The 15,823-nt window shown below is 32.2% G+C and carries 10 protein-coding genes and 1 pseudogene; 7 read left to right on the top strand and 4 right to left on the bottom strand.

From position 1 onward, the window contains the following. Window positions 1–29: 29 nt before the first annotated feature. Window positions 30–1,490, bottom strand: a complete 1,461-nt coding sequence (gene guaB / locus B3R94_RS03930; RefSeq protein WP_291098842.1) for an IMP dehydrogenase — start codon at window positions 1,488–1,490, stop codon at window positions 30–32. Window positions 1,491–1,741: 251 nt separating this feature from the next. On the opposite strand from guaB, the gene B3R94_RS03925 reads away from it, so the two are divergent. From B3R94_RS03925 to B3R94_RS03915, 3 genes are all read left to right on the top strand, one after another. After that, window positions 1,742–5,326 (top strand): DUF2723 domain-containing protein, encoded by a 3,585-nt coding sequence (locus B3R94_RS03925; protein WP_291098839.1) that lies wholly within the window; start codon window positions 1,742–1,744, stop codon window positions 5,324–5,326. A gap of 190 nt (window positions 5,327–5,516) precedes the next feature. Next, window positions 5,517–6,038 (top strand): hypothetical protein, encoded by a 522-nt coding sequence (locus B3R94_RS03920; protein WP_125348662.1) that lies wholly within the window; start codon window positions 5,517–5,519, stop codon window positions 6,036–6,038. Window positions 6,039–6,239: 201 nt separating this feature from the next. Continuing rightward, on the top strand, window positions 6,240–6,902 hold the full coding sequence (locus B3R94_RS03915; RefSeq protein WP_291092395.1) for a porin family protein: 663 nt from the start codon (window positions 6,240–6,242) through the stop codon (window positions 6,900–6,902). A 77-nt stretch (window positions 6,903–6,979) separates the two neighbouring features. On the opposite strand, the gene B3R94_RS03910 is transcribed toward B3R94_RS03915, so the two are convergent. From B3R94_RS03910 to B3R94_RS03900, 3 genes are read right to left on the bottom strand one after another with little or no spacing between them, the layout of a single operon-like run. Then, on the bottom strand, window positions 6,980–8,191 hold the full coding sequence (locus B3R94_RS03910; protein WP_291098836.1) for an FtsX-like permease family protein: 1,212 nt from the start codon (window positions 8,189–8,191) through the stop codon (window positions 6,980–6,982). Further along, on the bottom strand, window positions 8,175–8,816 hold the full coding sequence (locus tag B3R94_RS03905; protein ID WP_291098833.1) for an ATP-binding cassette domain-containing protein: 642 nt from the start codon (window positions 8,814–8,816) through the stop codon (window positions 8,175–8,177). Before B3R94_RS03905 ends, B3R94_RS03910 begins: the two co-directional genes overlap by 17 nt. After that, window positions 8,806–10,425, bottom strand: coding sequence for a DUF4836 family protein (locus B3R94_RS03900; protein WP_291098830.1), 1,620 nt, complete (start codon window positions 10,423–10,425; stop codon window positions 8,806–8,808). Before B3R94_RS03900 ends, B3R94_RS03905 begins: the two co-directional genes overlap by 11 nt. A gap of 213 nt (window positions 10,426–10,638) precedes the next feature. Between B3R94_RS03900 and ileS the strand changes: the two genes are divergently transcribed. The 4 genes and pseudogenes from ileS to B3R94_RS03880 all read left to right on the top strand — a co-directional run bounded on the left by ileS (window position 10,639) and on the right by B3R94_RS03880 (window position 15,478). Further along, window positions 10,639–14,097 carry an isoleucine--tRNA ligase gene (ileS, locus tag B3R94_RS03895; protein WP_291098827.1) on the top strand — a complete coding sequence of 1,153 codons (3,459 nt, stop codon included), beginning with the start codon at window positions 10,639–10,641 and terminating at the stop codon, window positions 14,095–14,097. Next, a pseudogene (locus B3R94_RS03890) lies at window positions 14,057–14,353 on the top strand (TraR/DksA family transcriptional regulator); the annotation flags it as partial. The gene ileS and the pseudogene B3R94_RS03890, both read left to right, overlap by 41 nt. A 9-nt stretch (window positions 14,354–14,362) precedes the next feature. Next, window positions 14,363–15,007, top strand: coding sequence for a lipoprotein signal peptidase (locus tag B3R94_RS03885; RefSeq protein ID WP_286474103.1), 645 nt, complete (start codon window positions 14,363–14,365; stop codon window positions 15,005–15,007). Between the two features lie 75 nt (window positions 15,008–15,082). Continuing rightward, window positions 15,083–15,478: a hypothetical protein gene (locus B3R94_RS03880; protein ID WP_115001528.1), complete on the top strand. Its 396-nt coding sequence runs from the start codon at window positions 15,083–15,085 to the stop codon at window positions 15,476–15,478. Window positions 15,479–15,823 lie beyond the last annotated feature (345 nt).

The raw sequence follows: 15,823 nt of genomic DNA, 5'->3' as shown, positions 1-15,823 counted from the left end.
TGCTATTTTGTTTAATATATTGATAATTCTTAATTCGAATAATTAGGAGCTTCTTTTGTGATCACAACATCATGTGGGTGAGATTCATTTAAACCTGCACCTGTGATACGAACAAATTTTCCGTTTTCAATTAAATCTTGAATAGTTGGAGTTCCACAGTATCCCATTCCAGCACGTAATCCACCACATAATTGGTAAACAACTTCTGCAATAGAACCTTTGTGAGGAACACGACCTTCAATTCCTTCTGGAACTAATTTTTTCGCATCAGCTTGGAAATAACGATCTTTAGAACCACGTTTCATAGCAGCTAAAGAACCCATTCCTTGATATGCTTTGAATTTACGACCTTGGAAGATAATTTCTTCTCCTGGCGCTTCATCCGTTCCAGCGAATAAACTTCCTAACATCACCAAGTTTGCACCAGCAGCAACCGCTTTTACAATATCACCTGATAATTTGATTCCACCATCTCCAATAATCGAAACGTTTCTTGTTTTAGCATAAGAATGTACATCATGAATAGCAGAAAGTTGAGGTACACCAACACCAGCTACAACACGAGTTGTACAGATAGATCCTGGTCCAACACCAACTTTTAAAGCATTTGCACCTGCATCAATCAAAGCTTTTGCAGCTTCTGCAGTTACAATATTTCCACCAACAATATCTAATTCTGGGAAAGCATTTCTAACTTCAGCAACTTTACTAATAACTCCAGCTGAATGTCCGTGAGCAGAATCTAACGCTACGATATCAACACCTTTGTTTACTAAAGCTTGAACACGTTCTAATGTATCAGCACCAACTCCTACACCTGCTCCAACACGTAAGCGACCTTTTGTGTCTTTACATGCGTTAGGGAATTCTGTTAAGTTGTCAATATCTTTAATCGTGATTAATCCAATTAATTTATTGTTTTCGTCAACGATTGGTAATTTTTCGATACGGTAACGAGAAAGAATTTCTTTTGCTTTCTTAAGGTCAGTATCAATATCAGAAGTGATGATATTTTCTTTTGTCATCACATCTTCTACCAATTGATCGAAGTTTTCTTGGTAACGAATATCACGATTTGTAATAATTCCAACCAATGTTCTATCCTCTTCAACAACAGGTAAACCAGAGATTTTATATTTCTCCATTAAGTTTACTGCGTCTTGTAACTTGTGATGACGAGATAAAGTAATTGGATCAGAAATCATTCCGTTTTCCGAACGTTTTACCATATCAATTTCATTCGCTTGTTCTTCGATCGACATATTTTTGTGAACGAAAGATAAACCTCCTTCACGAGCTAATGCAATCGCTAATCTTGCTTCGGATACAGTATCCATCGCAGCAGAAACTATCGGAATGTTAAGGGTGATATTGTCTGTGAATCTTGTTTGTAGAGATACTTGGTTCGGTAATATCTCTGAGTAGGCAGGCACTAATAACACATCGTCAAAAGTGAAGCCCGTTTGTAGAATTTTGTCTGTTAAAGGCATTGCTTTTTGCATTGCAAATTTAGATGAAAAAAGTTTAGAATCAAAACTATTTGAGAAAATGTATCTTTATTTTGTAGGATTTGATGTTTTGTTAATATGTAAATGAATCGATTAGAAACTTTAAAATTAATTTTAAAATATTCGATAAATCTATATTGTTTAGATGAGATTCTAATCAGAATTTAATCATTTCAATCCTAAGCTATATCAATTTTTTATCTTATTTTCGCAAGATAGTTTATTAAAACAAAATGGATATAAATTTCAAAAAGTGGAACAACATCTTGGGTGTTGCGATGTTCTTGATAGCGACAATATTGTATTTGGCGTCGATGGAGCGTTACCTGAGTTTGTGGGATTGTGGTGAGTACATTGTATCATCAGCAAAATTGGGAATTACGCATGCACCAGGGGCAGCTTTGTTCCAAATAATGGGAGCAGTTTGGTCTGGTTTAGCTTTTGGTGACGGAAGCAAATACGCCATATTAATCAACAGTACATCTGCCTTGTATAGTGCAGGAACAATTATGTTTTTGTTTTGGACAATTACATATTTTGCTCGAAAAATGTTTGCAAAAACGCAAGATCCAATGAATGTCGATGCGATTGAACTAAATGCTTCTCAAAAAATTATAACATTAGGAAGTGGATTAGTTGGAGCTGCAATTTTTATGTTTAGCGACACATTCTGGTTTTCTGCGGTAGAAGGAGAAGTTTACGCAATGGCATCTTTCTTTACTGCGCTATTATTTTGGCTGATTACAAGATGGGATCAAGTAGCAGATACACCTAGAGGAAACAAATGGTTAGTAATTATTTCGTTGGTGATTGGTTTATCGATTGGTGTTCACTTAATGGCAATGTTAGCAATTCCAGCAGTTTGTTTTGTATACTATGCTCGAAAATATAGATTTACAATCAAAAGTTTTTTAATCGCAAATGTTATTACATTGATTATTTTAGCTTTTGTATTCAAAATAATATTCCCAGTTGTAATGACTTTCTTTGGTAGAACAGAGATTTATGTAGTCAATAATTTGGGAATGCCTTTCAATTCTGGGACAATTATCGCCGCTATTATTTTAATCGCAGTTTTCTATTTTGCGATTAAATTAACTCAGAAATATGGATCAGCTTTATTGAATACAATTTCGTGGTGTGTGATTTTTATGTTGATTGGTTTCTCATGTTGGTTAGTTATTCCGATTCGTGCCAATGCAAATCCTCATATGAATTTGAATGATCCTGATACAGCTTTGGGTGTTTTAGATTATTTTAATCGTGAACAATATGGTTCTTGGCCTGTGATGTACGGACCAGTTTTTACGGCTCATATTGCAAGTGATGGAATTAAGCGTGATACTAACGGAGCGCCAGAAAGTACAGTTCGTAGTTCTGAATATATTAAGGATCAACGTACAGGAAAATATTTGAAAGTTTCGGATCGTTTAGATTATACATACGAAGATAAATATGTAAAGTTTTTCCCTAAAATGTTCAGTCCAGACCCAGGTGTGATGGAGAATTATGCGGCAGTTTATGCTTTTCCAAAATTCTCTTTGAATGCACAATATGCGGGTGATAAAGAAGCGCAACAAATGTACGCTCAATTGGTAGAAAAGCGTCAAAACAGACAATTAAAAGTTGCAGAACTTAAGAAATATGGTGAGATTTTAGATATCGAACCACCTACATTTGGTGAACAGTTTAATTATTTTATTGATTATCAAATCAACTATATGTTTATTCGTTACTTTATGTGGAATTTCTCTGGTCGTCAAAATGATTTAGAAGGTAATTTCGAGATTACAAAAGGTAACTGGATTTCAGGAATTCCATTTATTGATAATCCACGTTTAGGTGATCAATCAAAATTACCAGATGAATATAGAAATGATGGAACGAATGTGTATTTCATGTTACCATTATTCTTAGGTTTAATCGGGTTATTTACACAATTAAACAGAAATTTTGTTAACTGGTGGTCATTGTTGTCATTGTTTATTTTAACAAGTGTCGGAATCATCTTTTATACATCTGTAAAACCTTTCGAACCTCGTGAACGTGATTATGCATTAGTAAGTTGTTTCTATGCATTTGCGATTTGGGCAGGATTGGGTGTACAAGGAGTTTATTTATTACTTCAGAAATTGATGAAGCAAGAATTGAAACCATCTTTAGCAATTGGAACGACTGTTATTTTAGCTGGTATTCCAATTTTAATGGGAGCTCAAAACTGGGATGATCACGATCGTTCAGAGCGTTCTGTAGCTTATTCTTTAGCTTACAATTATCTGAATCCGCTCGATAAAAACGCTATTCTTTTTGTCTATGGAGACAATGATACTTATCCACTTTGGGGATTACAAGAAACCGAAAATTTCCGTGATGATGTAAAAATTGCGAATTTAACGTTGGCTGCTTCTCCATGGAATTTAGAACAATTGTTACGTAGAACGTACAATGCAGCGCCTCTTCCAAGTGATTTGAAACCGAAAGATTATCAATCTGGAACTAACGATCAAATTTTTGTGGTAGGAGGTTCTATCAAAAATATTTTTGATCAATTGAATAGTTTCATCAAACCAGGATCTAATCAAACTTTGGAAACATTAAGTCAAATGCCAATTGAACAAGTTGCTCAATATTTATCTGATCCTGAAATTGATCCAAATCAAGTGATGTCAGTTTATAAAAGTTTAAAACCTTTACAAAAATATTTAACGACAGATAGTATGACCGCTAAAGAAGCGATGGATTTTATTTTAAATAATAAATCTCCAGAAAAACAAGCTTTAGCAGATTATTTTGGTTATTCAATTGGACAAGCAAATTATTTACCTGTTTCTAAAATTGTAGTTCCAGTAAATAAAGCAAATGCGCTAAAATACGGAATTGTAAGTGCAAAAGATGCGGATAAAATGGTTGATTCAATCACAATTAATATCAAAGCGTCAAGTTTGTTCAAAAACAATTTACTATTGTTGTCAATGATGGCGAAATACAATTGGGATCGTCCTATTTACTTTAGTGGAGGAGGAATTTCTGATCCAGAAAATACATTCTATATGAATGATTATTTATTGAATGCTGGAATGAGTTATAAATTAGTTCCAATTTATACACCTTTTGGTAAAGGAGGAATTATTGGAGCTTCTGATAATGATATGTTATTAAGAACATTTAATTCATATAAATGGTCTGGATATAATAATCCTGATGCTTCATTTAGTTTGACAGAGCGTAACTACACATCTTCATATAGAAATACTGCGGTACGTTTAGCAGATGATTTATTGAATGCAGGACGCAAAAAAGAAGCAATTGCAGTTTTAGATAAAGTAATGTTAGAAATTCCTGCTTTAGCGAAATACGATATTGGTTATGGAGTAAGTAGAATTGCTGGAATTTATTTGAAAGCTGGAGAGGATAAAAAAGCACAAGAATTGTTTGCGCATGTTCGTAAAGAAGCTAATGCAAAAATTGCTTTTTTCGAGTCGTTACCTTCAGGAAAAGGATATTCAATTGGTTCAGATTTAGCAGCAGCTAAAAATGATTTGATGATGTCAATCTACAACGAAGCTTCTGCATTAGGAGAAAGAGGTGATAAAGACAAAGCATTGAAAGTTTTTGAATCTGCTTATAATCCTGTTTTGAAGAAATTCGAAACCTTATATAAAGAAGTTGTTGCAGACGGAAAAGTTGATGCAGCTGATCAAGCAAAAATCATGAATCAGTTTAATTATTTAGACGAAATGATTGGTGTAGCTGCAGAAATTGATACCAATTATGCGAAACAACAACAGAATATTTTATACAAAATGGTCGGACAATAAGTCAAATCAATAAACACAGAAAAGCTCCAAAAATTATTTTGGAGCTTTTTTTGTGAAATAAAGTTCTGAATATTAGGTTATTGTTAATTTTAGTATTTTTTATCATTATCTAGTTTTTAACTTTGGCACATAAATTGAAATTATGCAAATAAGTTTAACAAAATTGTAAATATTTTAAAACATTATAAAAATGAAAAAAGTATTATTAACAGCTGCTTTCGCAGTAGCAGGTATGGTTGGAGTTTCAGCGCAAACAACAGGAGTAGAAGGTACAGTTCACGTAGGTATTCCAGTAGGAGAGACAGCAGATGTATCTTCATTTAATATCGGAGTAGATTTAGCTTATTTACATCCTATTGCAAATAACTTTAAATTAGGTGCTAAAGTAGGTTATGATCATTTTATTGGAAAAGAGTATAAAATTAATAATGTAGTTGTAGCTGAAAAAGATGATGTTGGATTTATTCCATTAGCAGCAACAGCTAAATACGAGTTTGGAAATAATTTATTTGTAGGTGCTGATTTAGGTTATGCTTTCGCTACAACTGACGGTTATGAAGGAGGTTTATTTTGGCAGCCTAAAATTGGCTATTCTGCTTCAACATGGGATTTATATGCAGGGTATAAAGGAATTTCTGCTGGTCCAGAAAATAATAACACTGTAGATTGGAAATATAATGCAGTATCTGTTGGTTTTGCTTATAAATTCTAATAGAAAATAACGTATAATTTATAAAAGCTATATCGAAAGATGTAGCTTTTTTTTATTAATATGCTTTTATGAATGTTAAAATTAAATGATTAATATATTTAATATGAGTTAATTAATATTTGTAGTACTCTTTTTTAACATTATTTGGCACAAGACTTGAAATTATGCATACATCATAATTAGAACTATAAAATTTAAAAGATGAAAAAAATATTTTTTATTGCTGCTGCAATGTTAGGAGTTGTAAGTTTGAGCGCACAAGAAAAAACAACATCGTCACAATTTGGTATAAAATCGAGTGTTAATATGTCTTCTTTTAATGGAGATGATGTAAAGGACAATGATTATAAAGTTGGTTTTAGTGCAGGTGTTTATGGACATTTTCCAATTACTGATCAATTTGCTGTTCAACCAGAGGTAAATTTTACAAGAATGGGAGGAAAGTACAAAGATGAAGTAATGGAAGTAGGAAATACAACTGTAAAAAGTAAAAACAAAACGACTTTAGATTATATTCAAGTTCCAATCATGTTCAAATACTATCCTGCTGCATCTCGTTTTAATATAGAGGCTGGTCCACAATTTGGATTTAATCTGTATGCGAGCAACAAACAATCTACAAGTACATATGCGAATAATACCGTTTACACAACAGAACAAAAGTTTGATGTAAAAGATGATGTAAAAAACTTTGACTTTGGTGTTAACTTCGGTTTGGGATATAATGTAACAGACAATATCAATGTTGGAGCGAGATATTATATGGGATTAACTAAAATAGGAGATAATAAAAACAATAACAATGTAGAAGTTGGAGATGTAAAAAATCATTCGTTTTCTATAGGAGTTGGATATTCGTTCTAATCGAGAATATTTAAGTATAAATAAAAAAGGATGCTGAATTTTCAGCATCCTTTTTTATGTTTTTATAAAATTTAGCATTAATCTTTCAACGCAATTTTTTTGATCGATTGTGTCAAAATTATTTTATTAATAATGAATAAAATAATCACGATGATTAATCCAAAACCAATAACTTCCCAAACGTGAGAAGTTTCTGTTGCCATAAATTTTCCGACTTTTTCTTTGATAATATCTAAAACAAAATAAACCAACGGAATCGAAATAATATAACTAATCAACATAAATATAATCGAAAATTTCAGATACGGACGAGCCAATTGATTGATGTTGTATCCAATCAAAAATAAATCTTTCGTTTTGTGTTTATTCTTTTCAATCATCAATTGAAAATTGATAATCATCAACCAAATCGCTGCAAAAACAATGATTAAGCCAATAAATAAAACCAACGAAAAAGCTAATTTCAGATAATACGTCAATTCATTATTTTTCAATTCATCTTTGTTGATATCATAATTTTGTTGCTCAAAATAAGTCGAAGCATTTTCATCTCCTTGAGATTTCGTTTCAACAACAATTCGTGAAGGTTCTGTATTTTTTTGAGGTGCATAAGTTTGATTTGCCCATTCCAAAAAGTTTTCAGGAACTAAAATCGTATTAATTTTTGTTGTAAAATCGACAATTCTTGCTTGATATACTTTCTGATTTTCTCCTTTTCCTAAAATCAATTGAAAAGGAATTTTAGTAAATAATCCTTCCGAAACTTGTGGTAAACCTTGACTTGTTGCAAAACCGAAATTGTACAAATTCAAATAACTTTTCGGAATAATAATCGGAATAAAATCTTGTCCTTCTTGCCATTTCCAATCTGATTCTTTTACATCAATGAAATCTTCTGGAACAGATTCAAAAAATAAATCAGTCGAAAAACCACGAATTCCAGCAACTCCACCAACTTGTAATTTCACAGGAAATTGACTGCTTTTGAATGTTCCGACTTTTGCTACAAAATTTTGCGATTTCAAATCGTTAATTTCATTTTCACTAAAACTTGGTTTTTCTCCAGTCAACGTTTGTAAAGACGATATTTTTTTGTTTAAGACCACATAATTTGCTTTCCAAACTGAACTATCTTCTCCAAAATTTTTAGCATAATCCAAATAAATTGTTCCAGCCAAAATCAAGATGAAAAATCCAATGATTGAGAAAAAACAAAAGGTTGTAATTCGCAAGAAACTTAGGTTTTTACGAACTAATTTTTCGATTAAAGTTTTAGAGTTGAATGACATTTGCAAGGCGTTTATCGTGAATTTCGTGTAAGCTTGTAAAGATGATTCCAGCGTTATTTTTTGTAGCTTCTTCGGTAACCAAATCAATCAGAAGTTGTTGATTTACTTCATCTAAATGACTAAAAGGTTCGTCTAAAAGCAAAAAATCAAATGGTTGACAAAGTGCACGAATCACAGCAATTCGTTGACGTTGACCATAAGAAAGATGAATCGCTTTTTGATGTAAATGACTTTTTAAAACAACTTTTTCAATCCATTCAATAATTTGATTTTCGGATTGATGTTGTGTTAATACATTTTTTAATTGGATATTTTCCATCAAAGTTAATTCTTCAAACAAATGCAAACCTTGAAAAACATACGCAATTTTTTCGCGTCTAATTTTTGTCCAATCATTCAAAGAATAATTCTTAATATTTTGTCCATCAAACAAAACTTCTCCGTCATAATCTTTTCTATCACCGTACAAAATATTAATCAACGTCGATTTTCCAACACCAGAATGTGCAACGATTTGATAAATATTTCCGCTTGAAAAAGTGTATGTATTTTTCCAAATTTCAGATTGTTCGAACCCAAATTCTTTCAAAGGATGCGGAACAAGTTGACTGATTTTAATTTCCATTTTGTTGTGCAGCTTGATTGAAAAATAGTGAATAAGCTTGGTCCAAAAGTAAGAAAATCACTTCCAAACTATTTTTATCCGTCTTTTTCATATGTATTTTTCCTGTTTTTGTGTATTCATTCGAAACGCGGTAATCGATGTGATCAAAATAAGATAAAACCGTTTGCATTTCTTTCGTGTTTCCGAACGGAATTTGTTGATAAATATATTTTTGAACTTCTTTTGGATATTGATCAAAATTTAGATTCACGTAACCAAACATTGGATTTGAAGCGTTTGTAGCGTATCCTGTTGTGACAAAATTTGAAGAACTTACCATTTTGTTCAAATATTGATTCATAATCGATTGATTATTTGTGATGTACATCAAATTGTTTTTGTATGTCATATAAATCTTCATATTTGTCGAAATTGGTAACATGTAATAAGGTCCAATTTTCTGAATATTTTCTTGATGAGATTTAATAAATTCGTTGAAGAAAAGATCGTTTTTCATTTTTCCACCCAAAACAAATTGCGGATAAACAACCTGCTTAATAAAAGCTTCTTTCTTACCAAAAAAATCATTTGGATTAAATGCTTTTCCGATCTCAAAATCATATACACTAAACAAAGCTTCGCCTTCAAAACTTTGTTCTAATTTGTTCAAATCAATTTCATATTGTTCTAAAAAAGTAGTCAAGAAATTTTGATTTTCGAACACATAACGCGTGTTGGCAGGATAAATACCAAGTCCAATATTCATGTAACTTTGTGCAGGAAAATATTTAAAAAAATCAGTATTGATTTTTGATTTCCACATCGGATGTTTTTGCAATTCAACTTTTGTAATCGCATCTGGATGAAATTTCTGCGTAAAACTAATTCCGTCCGAAGTAAAGGAAATAAAATTAACCCAAGAACTTTTTGTAAAATCAAGGTTTTTCTTTTCAGAACTTTCGTGTTTTGAGAAGTTTTTCAAAAAGTTTCCAGTGTACCAAATGTTGATATCCTGTGAGTTTTTGACAAAATCTCCAAAACTATTATTTTCCTTCGCAAGTGAATGTTTATCGTTGATAATTTTCGTAAAATAATCTTGAATCGCTTTTTCTCCAACTCCAAATTCAGAAACAATCAATAAAAATTGAGATTTATTCCAAGCCATAAACGGTTTATTGAATCCAGAGTTCGTTGTAAAACCTTCTTTCTTTTCAAACGAAATATCTTTTTTGTATAAACCTTTGTAAATGGTTGATAAATGTTTTTCAAATTGATCTTTGTCACGCATATTTGTAATCAACGCAACCATATTTTTTCCATTAATTTTTTGCCCAAAAAGGTAAATAGGACTGATAATATCTACGCCTGCTGAGGTCGGATTGTTTTTGATATCATTTAATAATTGATCAAAAGTCGGATCTTGATTTTTAAGTTCGCCTTCGGCTAATTGATAAATTTTGTATTGTTCTAATTTCTGAAAATTACCTTTTTCTGCAATTGATTTTGGATTTATCAACGCAACAAAATCTGCATCTGTTGGAATCAAAACCGTATAATCTTCGTTTTTGGAACAACTTGCAAAAAGCAAAATTAGAAATAGAATTGAGTAATATTTGAAGCCTTTTTTCATCGAAAAAATATCTTTAGAAATTGTTGTTAATTATTTGGTTAATGCTGAATTAAATCTGAAATCATCTGATTTTTATTCAAGAATTGTTAAATCTGTAATATTGGGATAAATTTAAGCAATTATTAATATGATTTTCGTTTCTATAACAATAAAAATATGTAAAAATTTCTTATATTCGCACTCCTTGATTTAGAAGAAATAAGAAAGAATTCGATGGCAAAAAAGTTTAGAGAATATAAGCACTTAGACTTGGTACAAGTCTCAAAAGAAACGTTAGAAGATTGGAAACAAAATAATGTTTTCGAGAAAAGTATTTCTACGCGTGATGGAAATCCATCTTTTGTGTTCTATGAAGGTCCTCCTTCTGCAAACGGAAAGCCAGGGATTCACCACGTTTTAGCACGTTCTATCAAAGATATATTTTGTCGTTACCAAACCTTGAAAGGAAAACAAGTTTTTCGTAAAGCGGGTTGGGATACGCATGGTTTACCAGTAGAATTGGGAACTGAGAAAGAATTAGGAATTACCAAAGAAGATATTGGAACTAAAATTTCAATTGAAGAATATAACGAAGCGTGTAAACGTACAGTAATGCGTTACACAGATTTGTGGAATGATTTGACTGAAAAAATGGGTTATTGGGTGGATATGGAAGATCCATATATCACGTATAAACCAAAATATATGGAGTCTGTTTGGTGGTTGTTGAAGCAAATTTATAACAAAGATTTGTTGTACAAAGGTTATACAATTCAACCATATTCTCCTAAAGCTGGTACAGGTTTATCTTCACACGAGTTAAATCAACCAGGAACTTATCAAGATGTTACAGATACAACGATTGTTGCTCAATTTAAAGTAAACAAAGATTCTACAGATTTATTCAATGATTTTGATGGAGATGTGTATTTCTTAGCTTGGACAACAACACCTTGGACGTTGCCATCAAATACAGCGTTAACAGTTGGTCCAGATATCGATTATGTTGTAGTTGAAACATTCAATCAATATACATTCGAGCCAATTCGCGTAATTTTAGGAAAACCATTGGTTGCTAAACAATTCGGTAAACCATATTTCTTAGCAGAAACAGAAGAAGATTTTAAAGTTTATGCGGCAGGAAATAAGACAATTCCTTATAGAATTGTAGGAGAATACAAAGGTGCTGATTTTGTTGGAACTCGTTATGAGCAACTATTACCTTGGGCGTTGCCTTACGAAAATGCAGAGAATGCTTTCCAAGTAATTCCTGGAGATTTCGTAACAACAGAAGATGGTACAGGTATCGTACATACTGCGCCTACTTTTGGTGCGGATGATGCGCGTGTTGCAAAAGAAGCTGGTGTTCCACCAATGTTGGTATTAGATACGCATGGAAATGCTGTTCCTTTAGTAGATTTACAAGGTCGTTTTGTGGCTGATTTACCAGAAGGTTATGGAGGTAAATATGTAAAAAATGAATATTACGATGATGGAACTGCTCCTGAAAAATCGGTTGATGTAGAAATCGCGATTTTATTAAAAGAGCAAAACAAAGCCTTCAAAGTAGAGAAATATAAACACAGTTACCCACATTGTTGGAGAACAGACAAACCTATTTTATATTATCCATTAGATTCTTGGTTTATCAAGGTAACGGATGTGAAAGACCGTATGGTTGAATTGAATAAAGAAATCAATTGGAAGCCTAAAGCGACTGGAGAAGGACGTTTCGGAAACTGGTTAGAAAATGCCAATGATTGGAATTTATCTCGTTCTCGTTATTGGGGAATTCCATTGCCAATATGGAGAACTGAAGAAGGGGATGAAGTTACAGTAATTGGTTCCGTAGAAGAATTAGTTGCTGAAATTGAAAAATCAATTGCGACAGGCGTAATGACTTCTAATCCTTTCCAAAATTTCGAAGTTGGAAATATGACAGAAGAAAACTATGATTTAATCGACTTACACAAAAATGTAGTAGATGAAATTACATTAGTTTCTGAATCAGGAAAACCAATGAAACGCGAAGCGGATTTGATTGACGTTTGGTTTGATTCTGGAGCAATGCCTTATGCGCAAGTTCACTATCCATTCGAAAATAAAGAATTGATTGATAATGGAACAATGTATCCAGCTGATTTTATTGCAGAAGGTGTCGATCAAACACGTGGTTGGTTCTATACATTACACGCAATCGGAACATTAGTTTTTGATTCGAAAGCATATAAAAATGTAATGTCAAACGGATTGGTATTAGACAAAAATGGTCAAAAAATGTCAAAACGTTTGGGGAATGCTGTCGATCCATTCGATACATTGGCAACTTATGGTCCTGATGCAACACGTTGGTACATGATTGCGAATGCGCAACCTTGGGAAAACTTAAAATTTGATATTGCTGGAGTGGACGAAGTTCGTCGTAAATTCTTCGGAACATTATATAATACCTATTCATTCTTCGCATTATACGCGAATGTGGACGGATTTACATTTGAAGAAGAAGAAATTCCTGTAAATGAAAGAGCTGAATTAGATCAATGGATTATTTCTGAATTGAATACATTAACGAAAAAAGTTGATGCCTTTTTAACAGATTATGAACCAACAAAAGCGGCTCGTGCTATTCAAGAATTTGTGATAGATAATTTATCAAACTGGCACGTTCGTCTATCAAGAAGACGTTTCTGGAGAGGTGATTATTCGAAAGATAAAATTGCAGCTTACCAAACATTGTACAAAGTTTTAGAAACGGTTTCAATTTTAGGTTCTCCAATTGCACCATTCTTCATGGATCGTTTGTACAAAGATTTGAATGCAGCTACAGGTAAAAATCCTGCAGAATCTGTGCATTTAGCAGATTTCCCCGTTGCAGACGAATCATTGATTAAAACCGAATTAGAAGAACAAACGCATTTAGCACAAACGGCGACAAGTATGATTTTATCACTTCGTAAATTGAGTGATAACAAAGTACGTCAACCATTACAAAAAGTAATGATTCCTGTATTGAATGATACGATGAAAGCTAATTTGGAAGCTGTATCAGAATTATTGAAACAAGAAGTTAACGTTAAAGAAATACAACTTTTAACAAACGAAGAAGCTTCAAATCTTTTAGTGAAATCTATTAAACCTAATTTCAAGACTTTAGGTCCAAAATATGGTAAAGAAATGAAAGCTATTTCGGCTGCTACAGCAGAATTGACGAATGAAGAAATTGTTAAATTAGAGCAATCAGGTAAAATAGATTTGTTAATTGACAACAAAACATTAACTTTAGATTTAGAAGATTTTGAAATCGCTACAAAAGACATCCCAGGATGGACTGTAGCTTCTAATTCTACATTGACAGTAGCACTTGATTTACAATTGACTGAAGAGTTAATTAATGAAGGTGTTGCACGTGAATTGGTAAATAGAATTCAGAATCTACGTAAAGAAACCGGACTAGAAGTAACCGACAAAATTATACTTAACTTAAAAAATGATGAATCAATCGTAAATGCAGTCGAGCAAAACAAAGATTACATTTGTTCTGAGACATTAGCCGAAGATCTTGTTTTACAGGATCAAGTTGCAAATGGGGCAGAGGTTGAAATTAATGGATTGATGACGCAAATTGCGATTACNNAAATTAGATCAAGCGATAAAAGATTACGAATTATTGAAAGAAGCTTACACGAACGATAGTAACAATGGTACTGACGATACGTCTCCAACGTTCAAGGCGTTTGAAGAAGGTTCTGAAACCATGTCGAAAGAACAAAATGCACAATTAGCAGCACGACAAGATAAATTTATCCGTGATTTGAAAAATGCATTGTTACGTATTTCGAACAAAACATACGGTATTTGCCGTGTAACAGGAAAATTAATTAATAAAGATCGTTTGAAATTAGTTCCGCATGCAACATTAAGCATCGAAGCTAAAAATATGCAACGTTAATCAAGTATTTTGAAAAAAGTAGTACTCATTACCATTTTGGTTTTAATCATAGACCAAATCTCAAAATTTTACGTAAAAACACACTTTTTTTTAGGTGAAGACGTAGATGTTTTGGGTTGGTTTAAAATAGCATTTGTAGAAAACCCTGGAATGGCATACGGTATGCATTTCGGAGGAGAAACAGGAAAAATAATTTTATCACTTCTACGAATTGCTTTAATCGGAATGATTATCTACTATATTAATGCATGGTCGAAAAAACTAAATAATAATTTCTTTATCATTCCGATTGCGCTTGTTTTGGCAGGCGCAATAGGGAATGTACTTGACGGAATTTTTTATGGCGTTATTTTCGATAAAGGAACTACTTACAATGAAATGTTTCAGGATTGGGTAGGATATCAAGGTATTGCAGAACCAAACTTCGCTGGTTATTCTGGTTGGTTTACGGGCTGTGTCGTAGATATGCTTTATTTCCCGATTGTGGAGTTTGATTGGCCTTCTTGGATTCCAATTGTAGGCGGACAACATTATAAGTTCTTTCAGCCTGTATTTAATATCGCAGATTCGGCTATTTTTATTGGAGGACTTACTTTGTTCCTTTTCCGTAAAAAAGCCTTTACAACCGAAAATGGTGTAAGATTAAGATTTTAAAAAGATAAAAGCCTCGCTAATTAATTAGTGAGGTTTTTTTTAGAATCAGTAATCGTAGATAAAGATAAATAAATTATGAAACTTCAAAATGATTATTATTTCATTAGACAGATATATGCCCTTTTTGGATGTATTATAGCATTATCTATTTGTCTGTATTTCTATAACAGAAACATTAGAATTGCTACTCAGAATAAAGTTGTTACCACTACAATTGTTGAAAAGTCTTGTAGTGGATCTAAAGGGTCAAGTAGTGTGTATGTTTCTTATAAACAATTAATTTATAAGGTGAAATATGGAAGAAATGCTTGTGCGGAATTAAACCTCGGCGAAAAAATAAAACTTTATTATGATAATGAACGTAATATTCTAATAAAAAAAGAAGAAGCTAAACATAATCTATTTCAATTGACAGTTTCTTCAATAGCGATATTATTTTTTTTACTGCCTTGGAAAAAGATATTAAGTTGATGATGAATGAGCTAAAATAAACTTAGTATCGGTAATAATATAGATAACTGTATATTCACAATACTACCAAAGGTAAACATTGATTTACATTTGGTTATTTTATCAGTTTTTTTATTAGAGATAGAATTTTAACTTCTATAATATGTCATCCAGAGCTTGTCGAAGGATAAAAACGTTTTAAAAATATCCTTGTCAAGGTTTCAAACCTTGACAAGGATTTACATACTTCCGAACTTCTAATTTCGTAAAACATACAACTTAAAACGTATAACATTAATCTCGGTTGATTACACAGAGTTGTTTTATCCTTTCCTGAGAGTTATAAGGGATCAGTATCAAAAGTTG

It is taken from the genome of Empedobacter sp. UBA7611 (assembly GCF_002484365.1).
GTDB classification, from domain to species: Bacteria; Bacteroidota; Bacteroidia; order Flavobacteriales; family Weeksellaceae; genus Empedobacter; species Empedobacter falsenii_B.
This window is presented reverse-complemented; position numbering and strand designations above follow the sequence as displayed.

What these genes read in the sequence shown, in the direction of transcription:
- B3R94_RS03925 (WP_291098839.1), top strand. Translation starts at nt 1,742, where the DNA reads ATGGATATAAATTTCAAAAAGTGGAACAACATCTTGGGTGTTGCGATG.
- B3R94_RS03920 (WP_125348662.1), top strand. Translation starts at nt 5,517, where the DNA reads ATGAAAAAAGTATTATTAACAGCTGCTTTCGCAGTAGCAGGTATGGTT.
- B3R94_RS03880 (WP_115001528.1), top strand. Translation starts at nt 15,083, where the DNA reads ATGAAACTTCAAAATGATTATTATTTCATTAGACAGATATATGCCCTT.
- B3R94_RS03905 (WP_291098833.1), bottom strand. Translation starts at nt 8,816, where the DNA reads ATGGAAATTAAAATCAGTCAACTTGTTCCGCATCCTTTGAAAGAATTT.
- B3R94_RS03910 (WP_291098836.1), bottom strand. Translation starts at nt 8,191, where the DNA reads ATGTCATTCAACTCTAAAACTTTAATCGAAAAATTAGTTCGTAAAAAC.
- B3R94_RS03900 (WP_291098830.1), bottom strand. Translation starts at nt 10,425, where the DNA reads ATGAAAAAAGGCTTCAAATATTACTCAATTCTATTTCTAATTTTGCTT.
- B3R94_RS03915 (WP_291092395.1), top strand. Translation starts at nt 6,240, where the DNA reads ATGAAAAAAATATTTTTTATTGCTGCTGCAATGTTAGGAGTTGTAAGT.
- guaB (WP_291098842.1), bottom strand. Translation starts at nt 1,490, where the DNA reads ATGCCTTTAACAGACAAAATTCTACAAACGGGCTTCACTTTTGACGAT.